Raw genomic sequence first — 15,729 nt, 5'->3', positions numbered from 1 at the left:
CATCTCAGCGCAGGGTGACCTGGCGATTCGTCAGCCCCGCCTTGGCGCCCCGCTCGGCTGCCGTCAACGGCTCGGTCACGGCGGCCGCAGCGTCGATCAGCGTCTTCATCGCGGCAACGGCATCCTCGAACGTGGCGGCCTGCGCCTCGGCGTCGACCTCCCACACGGGGATGAGCAGGCCACTCGAACGGAAGCAGCCGAGCAGGCGCCCGCCGCCACCGAGAACGCTGGTACCGGCCGCGTGCAGCCGCGAGAGCGCGTTGGTGGAGGTGTCTTCGTCGAAGGGCAACACCCAGCGGACGTAGGCCCGTTCACCGATGAGGCACCAGTAGGCGGACGGCACCGACTCGAGCTTCACCGTCGGGATCGCCGAGTCGTTGGCGCGGTCGAGTGACTCCTTGCCGTCGGCGTCGAGCTCGGAGTCGGCGACCCAGAAGTCGAAACCGTCGTGAACCGTGATCTCGAAGGGGCTCTCGGGGTCGAGCAGGTCCTGGAGGCGCACGGTCTCGAGCGTCGACACGGGCAGCACGCTGACCGGCGACCCGGGGTCGGCCGCGACCGCCAGCTCGATCGCAGCCGCGATGTCGCGGCTGGTGTCGCCGCTCGCGTTGCCCGACTGGATGCCGACCAGCACGTCACCGTTGTCGCGGTGCAGCCCGGGCCACGCCAACGGCAGCACGGTCGCCACCGTCACCTCGGCCGGGGCGCCCTCAGGCGCCTTGCCCTCGGCAAAACGAACGGTGGCCGTGGCGGCGGGCACGATCTCACGCATCGCCACCCAGTCGGTCTCGCCCCGCAGGCCCTCGAACGGGCGGGCGACGAACGGGGCCGGCGCCGGGCGCGCAGCACGAGCGGAGCGGTCACGCGGACGTCGAGATGCCTTACCCATGCGCGCAGCCTAGTCGCCCGCCATGACCCGTCAGACCTCGTCAGACCCGGTGGGGGTAGCGGTCGCCGACCCGGCATCCTGCAGAACGGAAAGGCAGGCGCCGACGAACCGATCGCGCAGCAAGCCCTGGGCGCCGTGGTCGGTCAGTGCGAACGACGACGCGACGGGCCACCGAGCGAGGCCCAGACCGTACGACCGTTGGGTTCCTCGACCACACCCCACTCGTGGGCGAGCGAACGCACGATGCGCAGACCTCGCCCACCGGGGGCCCAGGTCGCCGGCGGGGCCGGGCGCGGCACGGAGGTCCCGCCGCCGTCGGAGACCTCGACCTCGACGACGTTGTTCTTGACCTTCCAGTGCACGCGGACTGCGCCGTCGGCGAGCGGTCGAGCGTGCCGGATGGCGTTGGCCACCAGCTCGCTGACGACCAGCTCGGCCTCGTCGATGACGTCACCGGGCACGCCGCGGGCCACCAGGTCGTCAACCAGCTCCTTGCGCACGCGGGCGGCGGCCGATGGCGCCCACTGGATGCGCATCGTGCGCTTCTCGCCGCTCGGGCCCGCGTTTCCACCAGCCGTTGCCGAACCTTGGTCCCGGTTCGTCGTCGTCACCCCGCTGCCTCCTTCAGGCATGCAACTCCACCCCTCGCCGTTGCACGGTAACGAAACCGTGGCCCCACCTCAACGCGCCGGGCGGAGACGTCGTCGACGCAGATTCTGCGCCGCACGGGGAACCTCCCCGAAAGATCGACAGGCCGTGGTTACGAAGCGGTGTCATGTGAGTGTCTCCCGTTCTGTTCGTCGGTGCCCGGGACGTCCGTAACGACGACCGCCCGCGGGGCCTACCCAGGTGGTTCGGAGTCATCGCCGTCGCGGATCCCTCAGCCCCGCCGAAATGGGCAGCCGGCGGCGCACGGCCGCTCGTGTCGAGGGTGCGAGCCGGTCGAGAGGGCAGCCGGCGTCGGCAGATCCGCTGGGAACAGATCTTGCTTCCCCGTCGTTGCCGATATATCGTCAACCTATCGCGACTGTTCGTGAGTCGCGGAACGAAAGGAAACAGCATGAACAGCAACAGAGACTTCGGATGGGACTCCGAGCCTGAGCACGAGCACGACCACCACCGCGAGCACCACGGCGAGCACGGCGGGCCCCGCCGCGGCGGTTGGCCCGAAGGCGGCCGGGGCTTCGGCCCGGGCGGTCCCGGCGGACCCCGTCGTGGCTCGCGGGGGCCCGGCTTTCCGGGCGGCGCCCCGCCGTGGCTGCACCTGATGCGCCAGTTCGGCGCACAGTTCGGCGGCCCCGCGTTCGAGCGGGAGTTCGGTCGCGGCTTCGCCCGGGAGTACGGCGGTCGCCGTGGGCCCAAGGCACGGCGCGGCGACGTTCGGGCCGCCATCCTCGACGTCCTCGCGGGCGACGAGATGAACGGCTACCAGCTGATCCAGCAGATCTCCGAGCGCACCGACGGTGCGTGGAAGCCGAGCCCCGGCTCGGTATACCCGACCGTTCAGCAGCTCGAGGACGAGGGCCTGGTCGAGGGCCGCGAGGTCGAGGGGCGGCGCCTGCTGCGCCTCACCGACGACGGCCGTCACTACGTCGAGGAGCACGCCGACGAGATGGCCGCCACCTGGCGGCCGTTCGAAGAGGCCTCCTCGCACGAGCGCACGGCCGCCGACGACATGGGCGACCTCATGCCCGTCACTACGCAGGTGATGAGCGCCATGTGGCAGATCATGACCACGGGCACCTCGCAGCAACGTGCCGAGGCCACCGAGATCCTCTCCGAGACCCGGCGCAAGCTCTACGGCCTGCTGGCCGAGGGTGACCCGAAAGGCACGTCCGAGTGACCGCCTGAGAACGGGAACACCGAACGAGGCGGATGCCGCTGGGCCACCCAGCGACATCCGCCTTCGTCGTGCGCGGGGTGGCTCGGGCAGGATGAGCCGGGTGAGCAGCGCATCAGGCATCCTCGTGGCCGGCACGTCGTCGGATGCCGGCAAGTCGGTGATCGTGGCCGGGCTCTGTCGGGCCCTGGCTCGCCGCGGGGTTCGGGTGGCTCCCTTCAAGGCCCAGAACATGTCGAACAACTCCATGGTGTGCGCCGACGGGGGCGAGATCGGCCGCGCGCAGTACCTCCAGGCCCGAGGTGCCCGAGTCGAGGCGACGACGGCGATGAACCCGGTGCTGCTCAAGCCGGGCACCGACCGACGGGCCTTCGTCGTGGTCAGAGGCCGGCCCGCCGGCGTGCTCGAGGCCGGCCAGTACGCGACCGGTCGGGCCCACCTCGCCGAGGCCGCCTTCGCGGCCTACCGCGAGCTCGAGGGCGCCTACGAGCTGGTGGTCTGCGAGGGTGCCGGGTCGCCGGCCGAGATCAACCTCCGGTCGGGTGACTACGTGAACATGGGCCTGGCCCGGCAGTTCGGGCTACCGGTCGTCGTCGTCGGCGACATCGACCGGGGCGGCATCCTCGCTGCGCTCTACGGCACGTGGGCGCTGCTCGACGATGATGACCGGGCCCTGCTGAAGGCCTTTGTCATCAACAAGTTTCGCGGCGACGTCGCTGTGCTCGAGCCGGGTCTTGCCGAGATCACCGCGCGCACCGGGGTGCCGTTCGTCGGGGTGATCCCGTGGCTGCTCGACGTGTGGCTCGACAGTGAGGACACCCTCGAGGTCGGCCACTGGCGCGCCTCCAGCGCATCGTCGGGCCTGACGTCGGAAGCGGCGCGCGACCGACTCACCGTCGCGGTCGTCAGGCTGCCGCGAATCTCGAACGCGACCGACGTCGACGCGCTCGCCTCCGAACCCGGGGTCGACGTGATCGTCACCGTCGACCCCGGCATCATGGAGTCAGCCGACCTCGTGGTTGTGCCCGGGTCGCGTTCAACCGCAAGCGATCTCGCGTGGCTTCGCGAGCGGGGGCTGGCCGACGTCGTGACCCGGCGAGCGGCATCCGGTCGACCCGTGCTCGGCATCTGCGGTGGCTACCAGATGCTCGCCCACGACATCTGCGACGACGTCGAGACCGGCCTCGGGGTCGTCGAGGGCCTGGGGCTGCTGCCAACGCGTGTCGTCTTCGGCGCCGACAAGGTGCTGAGCCGGCCGTCGGGGACGTGGCGCGGCCACCCCGTGACCGCCTACGAGATCCACCACGGCATCGCAACGGCGAAAGAGACTGGGGCAGCAGCCTTTCTCGACGGTTGGCAGGTCGGCGCGGTCTGGGGAACGATGTGGCACGGCGCCTTCGAGAACGACGACTTCCGCCGGGCCTGGCTGCTCGAGGTGGCTGGCACGGCCGGCTCCGGGTGGCGGCCGGCCACCGACGCACCGGGGTTCGGTGAGCGGCGGGAGCGGATGCTCGACATCCTCGCCGACGCCGTCGAGCAGCACGTCGACCTCGACGCGCTGCTCGCTCTGACTCGAGCTGCGACCCCGACCCCGGCCACGACGCCCCCCGACCTCACACCCACCACCCCGCAACACACCGAGAAATCGACAACCCCACGGGCCACAACCGGGGGGAGCTCACTGGTCCTCGGTGTGTTGCGTGGCGGGGAGGGCCCGTGATCAGCCGGGTGCGCATCATCGGCATCGGGATGGGCAACCCCACCCACCTCACCGGCGAGGCCGTCGCCGCTCTTGGCACCGTCGACGTCTTCCTCGTCGCCGACAAGGGCGAACGCGCTTCCGACCTCGTCACGGCGCGTCAAGCCATCTGCGACGCCGTCATTCCCGCCGACCGGCCCTACCGCCTGGTCGAGGTGCCTGACCCGAAGCGAGGGCCCGACGCCGAACGCGACTCTGCGGCCTACGGCGATGGGGTGCGTGACTGGCATGCGGCCCGGGTCGCCACCTACGCCGAGGTCATCGAGAGCCTCGGCGACGCGGAGCAGACCGTCGGGTTTCTCGTGTGGGGCGACCCGGCCTTCTACGACTCGACGATCCGCATCGTCGACGCCCTGGTGGCCCGCTGGGCGACGTCGGGTCACTACGTCGATCACGACGTGATCGCCGGTATCAGTGCGCCGCAGCTGCTCGCCGCCCGCCACCGCATCACGTTGAACCGCATCGGCTCCCCCGTTCACATCACTACGGGGCGCCGGCTCGTCGAGGAGTACGATCCGGGCCTGGGCGACGTCGTCGTGATGCTCGACGGTCACCTCGCGTGCGCTGCGCTGGCCGAGCGGCATCCGGGCCTCGAGCTCTTCTGGGGCGCCTACCTCGGAACGCCGGACGAGCTGCTCGTCTCGGGGCGGTTGCACGATGTGATCGAGCAGGTGCGACAGGTTCGCGCCGCGGCACGTGAGCGACACGGCTGGGTGATGGACACCTACCTGCTGCGCTCGCCTTGACAGGGTGTGTCGAAGGCTGGCGCCTCGACGGCGTCGCAGGCCGGACCCTCCCCCAGTAGCCGAGTCAGAGCGTCGTCGGCAGGGGTGCGCGCAGGGCGAGCAGGTAGCGCCGGGTCATGAGAGCCTGCGCCAGGTCGTCGAACGGACCGGACAGCCGGGCGAGCCGCCAGGCCGGTCGCGAGAAGGCCGTAATGGTGAGCAGCACCAGCCCGGAGGGCATCAGCTCGACCACGAACTGCTCCTCTCCCGACACCGGATGACCGGGCAACGTGCCGTAGGCGAAGCCGCGCGCCGTCGGGGTGTCGATGGTGTGCACGACACGAACCGGCGCCGCCACCCGAAGCGGACCAACCCCGACGCGAAGGTCGGCCACCTCGTCGACCGCCGCCACCGGCGCCGACGCCCGTACCTCGGTGCCGGCCCGACGCTGTGCCTGCCAGGCCATCAACGCGGCGGACGCATTGCGGAACTGGGTCGGCCCGGCGCCGATGGCGGCCCGCCTTCGCGCGTGGTGATAGCCGGCTGGAAGCTCTCCGCGGGTCGCACCGACAGCGGCGTACGTGAGGGATGCCGCCCGCAGCTCGGCCAGCCTTCGGGTGGAGAGGGTCGCCGCAGTCATAACCGTCATCATCCACGCAGGGCACACCGACCTGGAGGCGGGCTGGGGCGTCGCCCCGGGTGCACGCCGCTACCCGTCGAGAGTGGGCGTTCTCACCCCCGTGGTTCTTCGACGAGGACCGGTGCGGCAGAGGGCCGCACCAGCCCGGGTCACCACACCCGAATCCGTGAGGTGCCTGCCGACAGGGTGGCGATCGGGCCGGCCGGGTAGCGGCGGTCGAGGTTCTTGCGCTCGCCGAGAAGGTCACGGTCGACCGTCACGGGTGAGCCGTCTCGCTCCTCGAAGTCGGCGTCGACGAAACGCACCCGGGGCAGGTCGGCTCCCGTGACGACAGTGACCTGCAGCCCCTCGAACGACGGCGGGAGGTCGGCCTCGAGGAACACGGCATCCGCCTCTTCGATGATCGTGAAGTCGGCCCGGTCGAGTCGCAGCGGGCCCTCTTCGGCCGCGTACGCCGTGGCTGCGCCGGCGTACGCGTTGTGCCGGATGTAGACAGCCTGCGGCACCTCCGGGAAGCGGTTGTGGTCACCCGGGGGTTGGGCGTCGATGAGGGCGAGGTAGTCCTCGAAGGTCGACGGGTGCCCGTCGTAGCCGGCAGTACCGACCCCCGCGCCGTCGTAGGTGTGTGCTTCGCGGCCGTAGGCGAGCTCGACCTCCCCGCCCGCGAACAGGTTGCCGACCCAGCGGTCGTCGGCGCCGTAGATGACGGCGTAGCCGGCGACCTGCGTGCTGTGCGGGCGATGGTAGGGGGTGGCGCGATCCATCACCTGGGTCAGGCCGAGAGTGCCGCACACGAGGTTGCCGACGTAGGCACCACCCTGGCTGAACGACTCGATCGAGACGGGCGAGGCGAGGATGTTGTGGTCGATCACGTAGGGCCCGTGGCTCACCTCGACGAAAAGGTCGCGAGAGTTGTCGTAGAGCAGGTTGCGGGCCACCCGGGTGCCCTGGGTCTGCCAGTCGAGCCAGATCCCGAGCGAGCACGAGTGGATGCGGTTGTGGGTGATCTCGACGTCGATGGCCGCGTGCAGCTTGATGCCGGCGATCTCGTGACCGTAGAACTCCCGCTTCAGGGCGATGCGGTAGATGTGGTTGTCCTCGATCGTGGAGAACACGCAGCCGAGATGGCCGGCGATGGCGCACTGCCCGCAGTCGTAGATCGTGTTGCGTCGGATGACGTGCGAGCCGATGTGCTCCTGGTCCCAGCCGATCTGCTGGGCGGAGAAGACTGACTCGAGCTGGTACTGGTAGCCGGGCTTGTCGCCGCGGAGCGTGTAGTTGTTGTCACCGGTCGACGCCTCCTTGCCGATGGAGACGGCGACGCACTTGGCATCGTGGATGAGGTTGTCCTCGATCACCCAGCCCTTGGCCCAGTTGGGACCGATGAGCCCCGGCTGGTCCGCGGTCGGGGGCGCCCAGGGGGTGGCCGCCTGGCACAGCTCGAAACCACGCACGGTGATGTAGTCGACGTGGTGCTCGGTGGGGTAGAAGACCGAGCGCCGCACGTTGATCTCGACGAGCCGCTCGTTCGGGTCGGCATCGTGGAAGTTCGCCCAGATGGTGGTGGCCTCGGAGCCGACCTGCGCGTGCCAGACGTAGGTCGTCTGGTCGGCATCGGCGACGGGGACCGGCCGCGACGTCCAGTCGTCGACGATCTCGTCGTGGCGAGCTGCGGTCGACACCTCCTCCCTGCTGCCGACCTCGTAGAAGCTGCGCCCGTCGAGGTAGACGTCACCAAGGTGCTTGCGTGCGCCGGCTTCGATCGGTCGTACGACCCAGTCGCCGACGACCTCCTCGGCGAAGGGGTTGAAGGAGCCGAAGAGCGCGTTCGGCACCTCGACCGTCCAGACGGTGCCGACCTCGCCAGTGTGCTTCCACCCGGTCACTCGCTCGGAGCCCTTGATGACGACGTGCGCTCCTTCGGCGGCCTCGTAGGTGATCCGGCGGAGGTCGCTGAGGCCGCCTCGGGCCGGCCGGACCCACTCGCGGTACTCACCTTCGCGGACGACGACCCGGTCGCCGGCCCGGGCCAGCTCGGCAGCGCGCCCGATCGTGCGGAAGGGGCTGGCCGCGGATCCGTCTGCCTGGTCGGAGCCGGTGGTGGCGACGTGCAGCACGGTGATCACGACTAGGTGTCCTCTCGGTGGGGTGGGTGCGGGCGCGCCACTGCCAAAAGGAGGCATGGTCAGACCCGATCAGTGCGCGTCGACGACACTACGCACGTTGCGCCCGGCCAGGGTGGATGCGTGCACCTGATGGTCGGCGTCGGCACCGGATCCCCGCGCTCAGGCACCGCCACGGCCGACAAAGCCCGTCTCGTAGGCGACCACGACCGCCTGCACGCGGTCGCGTACGCCCAGCTTCGCGAGGATGCGCGCCACGTGGGTCTTCACGGTCGTCTCGGCAACCACCATCTCCGCTGCGATCTCCGCATTGGACAGGCCGCGAGTCATCGCTCGGAGCACCTCGAGCTCCCGATCGGTGAGCTGCGCGAGCTGCGCCGGGATGCCGGGGGCCGCCACCGGCTCGGCGAACCGTTCCACCAGTCGCGCGGTGATGGACGGCTCGATGAGCGAGTCGCCGGTGGCTGCCGCACGCACCGCGGCGATGAGGCGGGACGAGGGCGCGTCCTTGAGCAGGAAGCCGGCTGCGCCCGCGCGCAGTGCGCGGTAGATGTACTCGTTCTGGTCGAACGTCGTGAGCACGACAATCGTCGGCGGGTCGGCCTGACGCAGAATCTGCTCCGTTGCGGCCAGGCCGTCGAGCTCGGGCATCCGGATGTCCATCAGCACGACCCGGGGTTTCACGAGCGCTGACTGACGAACCGCCTCGTGACCGTTCGCTGCCTCCGCGACGACCTCGATATCGCCCTCGGCCTCCAGGATCACCCGGAAGCCGGTGCGCACCAGCTCTTGGTCGTCGGCGATGAGAAGCCTGATCACCCGCCCATTCTGCCGCCCACCGGCCGGTGACGAGTCCTCCTTGAGGAGGACGCGTGGCGTGAGGATCATCCTCGCTGCTGACGCCGACTACGGGGCCCGGTTGGGAGCGTTATGCCAACGGGGTCGACCAGGCGCCGGATCGAAAGGAAGCAGAGATGGACATCGTCAAAGGCCTCCGGCCCCTCGACTACGTGCTGACGGCCGTCATGGTCACTTTGGCCACAGTGAGCGGGCTCGAGAACGTCAACGCGGCAGCCGATGCCGACGTGGCTCACGCGCTCGACTCGCATTCTGTGCTCATCATCCCGGTCTTCGTGATCGCGGCACTGCCGATCCTGTGGCGACGACGCGGCATCCTGGCCGCGATCGCCGTCTCGGTGGTGGTCGTCGCGGCCAGCGTCTCGGCCTTCGGGTGGGTCACCCGCTGCGGGTTCGCCTTGCCCCTGTCTCTCGCGATGGCTTACGCCGTAGCGCGATTCGCCGGCACCAGGTCCAACCACCTGATCGGGCTGGTCGGGGTGCTCGCCCTCCAGTTCGTCACCCTGGTGAAGGACTCCTCGACCGGGGGCCTGAGCGCCCTCGCGTTCTCGGTGCCGGCAGCCGCCGTCTTCTACGGCATCGGAGTCTTCGTGCAGTCTCGCGCAGAGCAGGCCCCTACGCCTACGCTGAGCGTCGACTACGTTCACGCCTGAGGGGGTCGAGCGATGAGTGAGGGCCGTGGCCGGGTGTCCCCGGGAATCCGTCCTGTCGACTGGGTCGTGGCCGGAGCCCTCACCGTGCTCGGCACCGTGACGATGGTGGGGGACGTGCTCTTCCCCGACGGGGATGCCGCATCCGAGATGGCCGGGGGCGCCATGGTCCACGAGATGACGTCACACTCGTGGACCATGGTCCCGGTCTTCGCCCTGGCGACGGTTCCGCTGCTGTGGTGGCGACGCAACGTGATGGCGGTGACCGGGCTCGCATTGGCGGTGATGGTGCTCCACGACCTGCTGTTCGGGTGGGTGAGCCGGTGTGGCGCCGGGCTACCGCTCGCGTTCGTGCTCGCCTATCTCGGCGCGGTCGCCCTGGAACGCAAGCAGGCGTCGATGCTGCTGGGCCTCGCCACCCTGCTCACGGCGGCGGTTCTCGTGGTCGACGCGACCACCGGATTCGAGCCGTTCCTGCTGGCTTTCCCGATCGTGCTGATCGTTTTCGGCATCGGACGCGCGGTCCGCCACCGCACTGCCCTGAGCGCCGAGCTCACAGCCCGCACGGCCCAGCTCCAGCAGCTGCGTGACCAGCGAGTCGCGTCGGAGGTGGCCGACGACCGCGCCCGGCTCTCCCATCAGCTCGACGGGCTCGTGCAGGAGCGGCTCAGCCAGCTCTCGGTCGCCGCCGAGTCGGGCCAGGACCTCGACCCCCGCAGCGCGAAGGTGCTCTTCGAGTCGATCGAGAACGACAGCCGGGCCACCCTCGAGGGGATGCGTGAGATCGTGGGGCTCCTGCGAGCCGGCGACGTCGCGCTCGCTCCGCCGCCCAGCGTCACGCACCTCGACGCCTTGCTGGCCGGACACACCCAGGCGGACTCGCGACTGACTGTTACGGGTGAACCGCGATTGCTGACCCCAGTGGTCGAGCTCTCGGCTTACCGCATCGTCGAGTATCTGGTGAACGTCTTGGCAGACCAGTCGGACTCGTGCATCGAGGTCGATGTCCGTTTCGAGGACGGCTGTCTCGAGATCCGCGTGAGGGGTCCGGTCAACCGGTCCGCCGACGTCAAGGCCGCCGTGGCTCGAGCCACGGAGCGCGCGACGTTCCTTGGTGGCTCCTTGGACGTGAAGGTCAGCCGGGGCCGGGCCCACGCCGTGGCTCAGCTCCCTGTGCAGGGATAGCAGCGACCCCGATGCGTCGAGTCGAGCGGATCGGCATCGCCCTGGGGGTGTTCCTCCTCGTGGCGTTGCCGACGCTGCTGCACGGCTGGCCGACGACGCTGCGCGGCAACCTGTTCACGGTCCTCCTCCTGTGCAGCGGACTCGTGCTCCTGGGGTGGCGAAGCCATGGGCGCAGCGCCCCGGTGGTGGCCGCCGGTCTCGTCCTGGCCGCTCTGGCCATCGATGGCGGCTGGCTCCCCGACACGGCCGTCGCGATCTACTCGGTCAGCTTCGCGCTGATCGCACTCGCCTGGTCGGGGCCCGCTGCCTGGCTCGTGGCCGCGTGCGCCGTGGCCGGGCTCATCTCGTTCTACTACGTGGGTGAGATCGGCAGCTGGGTGGCTGCCGCCATGTTCACAGTGCCACCCTTCGCCGCCGGAACCATTCTGCGGCTACGTCGGGAGACCGCAGACGAGCTGGCTCTGCGCGCCCAGGAGATCGAGGACGAACGAGGGCTCTTCGCCGAGATCGCGATGCGGCAGGAGCGAGCGCGGATCGCCAGCGAGCTGCACGACATCGTCGGTCACGCGATCAGCGTGATGGTGATCCAGGCGGCTGCCGGACAACGTCTGGTCGAAGCGGACCCCGTGCGGGCCAAGGCGGCCTTCGCGGCCATCTCGGAGTCTGCCCGGCAGGGCACGAAAGACCTCGAGCTTCTTGTCGAGCTTCTCGGCGGCACCAGGAGCGACGAGGGAGAGACCGGAGGCCCCGATCTCTCTCTCGTCGACGAGGTGGTCACCCGGGCAGCCCGCAGCGGGCTGAATGTCACCTGTCGTTTCGAGGGTGACCGCGATCGCGTCCACCAGCCGCTCGCACACCTGGCTTTCCGGGTGGTGCAGGAGAGCCTCACCAACGCGCTCAGGTATGCGCCGGGAGCGGACGTCCGCATCCTCATCAGTGTGGATGGGGCCGAGCGTGGCGTGGTGGTTCGGGTCGAGAACGACTGCGCCGAGGTTGTCGAAACCCCTCTTGTCGGCACCGGTCGCGGCCTGGTCGGCTTACGCGAGCGCAGCCGCGCGCTCGGAGGGCAGTTCAGCGCCGGGTCGACCGGGATGGGCGGATGGGCGGTCGAGGTGCGTCTGCCGGGCGGATGACCCGGCCCGAGAGACGGTCGACCAGCCAAGCCGGTCGCGAGAAGGCCGTGATGGTGAGCAGCACGAGGCCAGAACGGTGCAGCTCGACGACGAACTGCTCCTCACCGCTCGCCGGATGCCCGGGCCCGAGAGGGGTCGGCGGCGACCCGGCGCCGCGGTTGCTGGTCGCGCCCCAGGGGCCTCAGCTCTCGAGGTCGCCCTCGACGTCGAGAAAGACCTGTTGCAGATCGGCCAGTACCTGCGGGTCGGGCTCGGCCCACAGCCCGCGCTCGACCGCCTCGTGCAGCCGCTCGATCATGCCCTGCAACGCCCACGGGTTCGCGTGCTGCACGAAGTCGCGGTTCTCCTTGTCGAGCACGTACGTCTGCGCAAGCTGTTCGTACATCCAGTCGGTCACCACGCCGGCGGTCGCGTCGAAGCCGAAGAGATAGTCGACCGTCGCCGCGAGCTCGAAGGCGCCCTTGTAGCCGTGCTTTCGCATCGCAGCGATCCACCGCGGGTTGATGACGCGGGCCCGGAAAACTCGGGCCGTCTCCTCGCCCAGCGACCGGGTGCGCACGGCATCCGGCGTGGTCGAGTCACCGACGTAGGCCTTCGGCTCGCGCCCGGTCAGCGCGCGCACGGTGGCGACCATGCCACCGTGGTACTGGAAGTAGTCGTCACTGTCGGCGATGTCGTGCTCACGCGTGTCGATGTTCTTGGCCGCGACGTCCATGCGGGCGTAGTTGCGCTCCATGTCGCCGCGGGCCGGGATGCCGTCGAGCCCCTTGCCGTAGGCGAAGCCGCCCCACGTGGCGTAGACCTCCGCGAGGTCGGCGTCGGAGCGCCAGTTGCCCGCCTCGATGAGCGGCAGGATGCCGGCGCCGTACGAGCCGGGCTTGGAGCCGAAGATCCTTGTCGTGGCGCGGCGCTCGTCGCCATGCTCGGCGAGGTCGTCGGCCACGTGGGCCTTGACGAAGTTGTCTTCGTGAGTCTCGTCGAGGCCCGCGACGAGCTGCACGGCGTCGTCGAGCATGACGATGACGTGGGGGAACGCGTCGCGGAAGAAGCCGGAGATACGCACCGTGACGTCGACGCGGGGGCGACCGAGCTCGGACAGGGGGATCGCACCCAGGCCGACGACCCGCCGCGACATCTCGTCCCACTGGGGGCGCACCCCCATGAGCGCCAGCACCTCGGCGATGTCGTCGCCCGAGGTGCGCATCGCCGAGGTGCCCCACACCGACAGCCCGATCGACCGCGGCCATTCACCGGTGTCGTCGAGGTGTCGCTGCAGCAACGAGTCGGCCATCGCCTGTCCGGTCTCCCAGGCCAGCCGCGACGGGATCGCCTTGGGGTCGACGGAGTAGAAGTTGCGGCCCGTGGGCAGCACGTTGACCAGCCCGCGCAGCGGTGAGCCCGACGGCCCGGCAGGGGTGTAGCCACCGTCGAGAGCGTGCAGCACCGCGTCGATCTCGCCCGCCGTGCCTCGCAGTCGAGGCACCACCTCGTGGCACGCGAAGGTCAGCGAGCGGCAGACCGCGTCGTGCTGCTCGGACGTCAGCCGGTCGCCCATCTGCCTGTCCACAATCTCGGTGACCGCCGTTGCGTCCCAGCCCGATTCGGCCAAGGCGTGCACCATGGCACTGGCCATCGCCTCCGCGTCGTCGACCTCCGACCGGTTGCCGTCACCTTCGGTGAGCCCCATCGCGGCCCGCAGCCCCGGGACCGCCCCGACCGAGCCGGCGAAGACCTGGTTGGCGCGCAGCATCGCGAGCACGAGGTTGGCCAGACCCTCCCCCTCCGGGGCCTCGCCGAGCGTGTGCAGCCCGTCGCGGATCTGCACGTCCTTGACCTCGCACAGCCAGCCGTCGACGTGCATCACGAACTCGTCGAAGGCGTCGTCATCAGGGCGGTCGGTCAGGCCCAGGTCGTGGTCCATCTTCGCGGCCTGGATGAGGGTCCAGATCTCGGCGCGCAGAGCCGGCGCCTTGACCGGGTCCATCGCGATGACGTTGCCGTACTCGTCGAGCAGCTGCTCGAGACGGGCGATGTCGCCGTAGCTCTCGGCTCGGGCCATCGGCGGCACCAGGTGGTCGATGATCGTCGCGTGGGCGCGCCGCTTGGCCTGGCTGCCCTCACCCGGGTCGTTGACGAGAAAGGGATAGACCAGCGGGATCGAGCCGATCGTCGCGTCGGGGCCGCACGCCGCCGACAGGGCGAGGTTCTTGCCCGGCAGCCACTCGAGGTTGCCGTGCTTGCCCATGTGCACGATGGCGTGGGCACCGAACTCCCTCGCCAGCCAGTCGTACACGGCCAGGTAGTGGTGGGTGGGCGGCAGGTCAGGGTCGTGGTAGATCGCGATCGGGTTCTCGCCGAAGCCGCGGGGCGGCTGCACGAGCACGACGACGTTGCCGGCCCTGATCGAGGCGGCGACGAGCTCGCCGTCGGGGTCACCTCCCGCGCCGTGGTGGTCGACGAAGACCTCCCCGGGCGCGGCGCCCCAGTGACGGGTGACCCCCTCGACCAGCTCGGGCGCCTGACGGGCGAACCACTCGCGGTAGCGCGCGGCCGGGATACGCACCGGCTGCCCCGAGAGCTGCTCCTGCGTCAGCCAGTTCTCGTCCTGCCCACCGGCCGCGATGAGGGCGTGGATGAGCGCGTTGCCGGCGGTGGTGTCGAGGCTCTCGCCGTCGACGCATTCGAGGGGCCCAGTGCCGGGGATCTCGCCGGGGGCGCCCAGGTCGTAGCCGGCATCCCGCATGGCCCGCATCAGCCGGATGATCGAGACGGGGGTGTCGAGCCCGACGGCGTTGCCGATGCGTGAGTGCTTCGACGGGTAGGCCGACAGCACGATGGCGACCTTGCGATCGGCCGGGGCGACGTGACGCAACCGTGCGTGGTTGACCGCCAACGCAGCCAGTCGAGCGCAACGCTCGAGATCGGGGGCGTAGTGCGGCAGGCCGTCGGCGTCGGTCTCCTTGAACGAGAAGACGCTGCCGATGATGCGGCCGTCGAACTCGGGCACGGCGACCTGGGTGGCGACGTCGGTCGGCGTCATGCCCACGTCGCTCTCGGCCCACTGTTCGCGGCTCCAGGTGAGGCACAGGCCCTGGATGATCGGCACGTCGAGGGCGGCGAGGGCCTGCACGTCCCAGGCCTCGTCGTCCTCCCCCGCACCGGCCGTGCCGGGCTTGGTGCCACCGGCCGCGAGCACGGTGGTGATGAGGGCGTCGTAGCCGGTGAGGTGTTCGAGCAGGTCGGCCGGGGCATCACGCAAGGAGGCGACGTAGATCGGTTCGCCGACACCGCCGGCGATGTCGACCGCGTCGGCCAGAGCGTGCACGTACGCGGTGTTCTCGGCGGCGAACTGTGCCCGGTAGAAGAGGATCGCGACCCGGGGGCGCGGCGTGTCTGCCGTCTCGGGCGTGGCCGGCTGCGCTCGCTCGAGCAGGCCCCACTTCGGCAGCGACGCCGGTGGTGAGAAACCCTGGCCCGTCATGAGCAGGGTGTCGCCGAGGAACGCGTGCAGCTCACGCAGGTTCGCAGCGCCACCCTCCGCGAGGTAGGCGTGCGCCTGGGCGACGACCCCGGGGGCCACCGTCGAGAGCTCCATCAGCGCCGCGTTCGGGGTCTGTTCGCCGCCGAGCACGACCATCGGCTTGTCGATTCCTCGAATGCGGCGGAACCCGTCGCAGAGGTCCTGCGGCCCGCCGAGGATACGCGCGACCACGACGTCGGCGGCCTCGATCGCGTCGGCCATCGACGTGTGGCCCGGCCTCGCCGGGTTGGCGACGACGTAGTCGACCCCGCTGCCCCGGGCGCACACGAGGTCGGTGTCAGACGTCGAGAGCAGCGCGACACGAAGCGAGCCGGATGCCGCCCCGTCGGGATGCGGGGGGAGGTTGCCGGCCGGCTCGTCGCCAGCAGGGGTACGCGTCATGAAGG

Annotated in this window: 12 protein-coding genes; 6 read left to right on the top strand and 6 right to left on the bottom strand. The window is 70.2% G+C overall.

The genetic code is table 11. The features are described from left to right. Positions 1-4: 4 nt before the first annotated feature. The gene (locus BA895_RS04305) at positions 5-889 is read right to left on the bottom strand and encodes a DUF5926 family protein (protein ID WP_070190652.1); all 885 of its coding nucleotides are present in this window, start codon (positions 887-889) and stop codon (positions 5-7) included. A gap of 143 nt (positions 890-1,032) precedes the next feature. Further along, on the bottom strand, positions 1,033-1,425 hold the full coding sequence (locus BA895_RS04300; protein ID WP_070190740.1) for an ATP-binding protein: 393 nt from the start codon (positions 1,423-1,425) through the stop codon (positions 1,033-1,035). Between the two features lie 524 nt (positions 1,426-1,949). Between BA895_RS04300 and BA895_RS04295 the strand changes: the two genes are divergently transcribed. The 3 genes from BA895_RS04295 (at position 1,950) to cobF (ending at position 5,234) form a co-directional block, all read left to right on the top strand. Further along, positions 1,950-2,732, top strand: coding sequence for a PadR family transcriptional regulator (locus tag BA895_RS04295; protein ID WP_070190651.1), 783 nt, complete (start codon positions 1,950-1,952; stop codon positions 2,730-2,732). Positions 2,733-2,832: 100 nt separating this feature from the next. Continuing rightward, a complete protein-coding gene (locus tag BA895_RS04290) occupies positions 2,833-4,449 on the top strand; it encodes a cobyric acid synthase (RefSeq protein ID WP_254666315.1) in 1,617 nt (538 codons plus the stop codon). Next, positions 4,446-5,234 carry a precorrin-6A synthase (deacetylating) gene (gene cobF, locus BA895_RS04285; RefSeq protein WP_139142509.1) on the top strand — a complete coding sequence of 263 codons (789 nt, stop codon included), beginning with the start codon at positions 4,446-4,448 and terminating at the stop codon, positions 5,232-5,234. Before BA895_RS04290 ends, cobF begins: the two co-directional genes overlap by 4 nt. A gap of 64 nt (positions 5,235-5,298) precedes the next feature. Here the strand turns inward: cobF and BA895_RS04280 are convergent, their stop codons facing one another. The 3 genes from BA895_RS04280 to BA895_RS04270 form a co-directional block, all read right to left on the bottom strand. After that, positions 5,299-5,853, bottom strand: coding sequence for a DUF1990 family protein (locus tag BA895_RS04280; protein ID WP_070190650.1), 555 nt, complete (start codon positions 5,851-5,853; stop codon positions 5,299-5,301). 149 nt (positions 5,854-6,002) lie between these two features. After that, positions 6,003-7,979, bottom strand: coding sequence for a right-handed parallel beta-helix repeat-containing protein (locus tag BA895_RS04275; RefSeq protein WP_217493819.1), 1,977 nt, complete (start codon positions 7,977-7,979; stop codon positions 6,003-6,005). Between the two features lie 159 nt (positions 7,980-8,138). Beyond that, positions 8,139-8,795 (bottom strand): response regulator transcription factor, encoded by a 657-nt coding sequence (locus tag BA895_RS04270; protein WP_070190737.1) that lies wholly within the window; start codon positions 8,793-8,795, stop codon positions 8,139-8,141. Positions 8,796-8,950: 155 nt separating this feature from the next. Here BA895_RS04270 and BA895_RS04265 point away from each other — a divergent pair, with 155 nt between their 5' ends. Genes BA895_RS04265 through BA895_RS04255 form a run of 3 tightly spaced genes read left to right on the top strand, consistent with a single transcriptional unit; the run spans position 8,951 to position 11,802 of the window. Next, a complete protein-coding gene (locus BA895_RS04265) occupies positions 8,951-9,487 on the top strand; it encodes a hypothetical protein (protein ID WP_070190649.1) in 537 nt (178 codons plus the stop codon). 12 nt (positions 9,488-9,499) lie between these two features. After that, a complete protein-coding gene (locus BA895_RS04260) occupies positions 9,500-10,669 on the top strand; it encodes a sensor histidine kinase (protein ID WP_070190648.1) in 1,170 nt (389 codons plus the stop codon). Between the two features lie 11 nt (positions 10,670-10,680). Next, on the top strand, positions 10,681-11,802 hold the full coding sequence (locus tag BA895_RS04255) for a sensor histidine kinase (protein ID WP_070190647.1): 1,122 nt from the start codon (positions 10,681-10,683) through the stop codon (positions 11,800-11,802). Positions 11,803-11,983: 181 nt separating this feature from the next. Here BA895_RS04255 and cobN read toward each other — a convergent pair whose 3' ends face one another. Beyond that, positions 11,984-15,724 (bottom strand): cobaltochelatase subunit CobN, encoded by a 3,741-nt coding sequence (gene cobN, locus BA895_RS04250; protein ID WP_083282954.1) that lies wholly within the window; start codon positions 15,722-15,724, stop codon positions 11,984-11,986. Positions 15,725-15,729: the final 5 nt, after the last annotated feature.

The organism is Humibacillus sp. DSM 29435 (assembly GCF_001758225.1).
Classification (GTDB): Bacteria; Actinomycetota; Actinomycetes; order Actinomycetales; family Dermatophilaceae; genus DSM-29435.
The sequence above is the reverse complement of the archived record's forward strand: the minus strand, read 5'-3'. Positions and strand labels throughout refer to the sequence as shown.

Bases quoted from the DNA above. Each gene is read 5' to 3' on its own strand.
- BA895_RS04295 (WP_070190651.1), top strand. From the start codon at position 1,950: ATGAACAGCAACAGAGACTTCGGATGGGACTCCGAGCCTGAGCACGAG.
- BA895_RS04255 (WP_070190647.1), top strand. From the start codon at position 10,681: ATGCGTCGAGTCGAGCGGATCGGCATCGCCCTGGGGGTGTTCCTCCTC.
- BA895_RS04280 (WP_070190650.1), bottom strand. From the start codon at position 5,853: ATGACTGCGGCGACCCTCTCCACCCGAAGGCTGGCCGAGCTGCGGGCG.
- BA895_RS04305 (WP_070190652.1), bottom strand. From the start codon at position 889: ATGGGTAAGGCATCTCGACGTCCGCGTGACCGCTCCGCTCGTGCTGCG.
- BA895_RS04260 (WP_070190648.1), top strand. From the start codon at position 9,500: ATGAGTGAGGGCCGTGGCCGGGTGTCCCCGGGAATCCGTCCTGTCGAC.
- BA895_RS04265 (WP_070190649.1), top strand. From the start codon at position 8,951: ATGGACATCGTCAAAGGCCTCCGGCCCCTCGACTACGTGCTGACGGCC.
- cobN (WP_083282954.1), bottom strand. From the start codon at position 15,724: ATGACGCGTACCCCTGCTGGCGACGAGCCGGCCGGCAACCTCCCCCCG.
- BA895_RS04300 (WP_070190740.1), bottom strand. From the start codon at position 1,425: ATGCGCATCCAGTGGGCGCCATCGGCCGCCGCCCGCGTGCGCAAGGAG.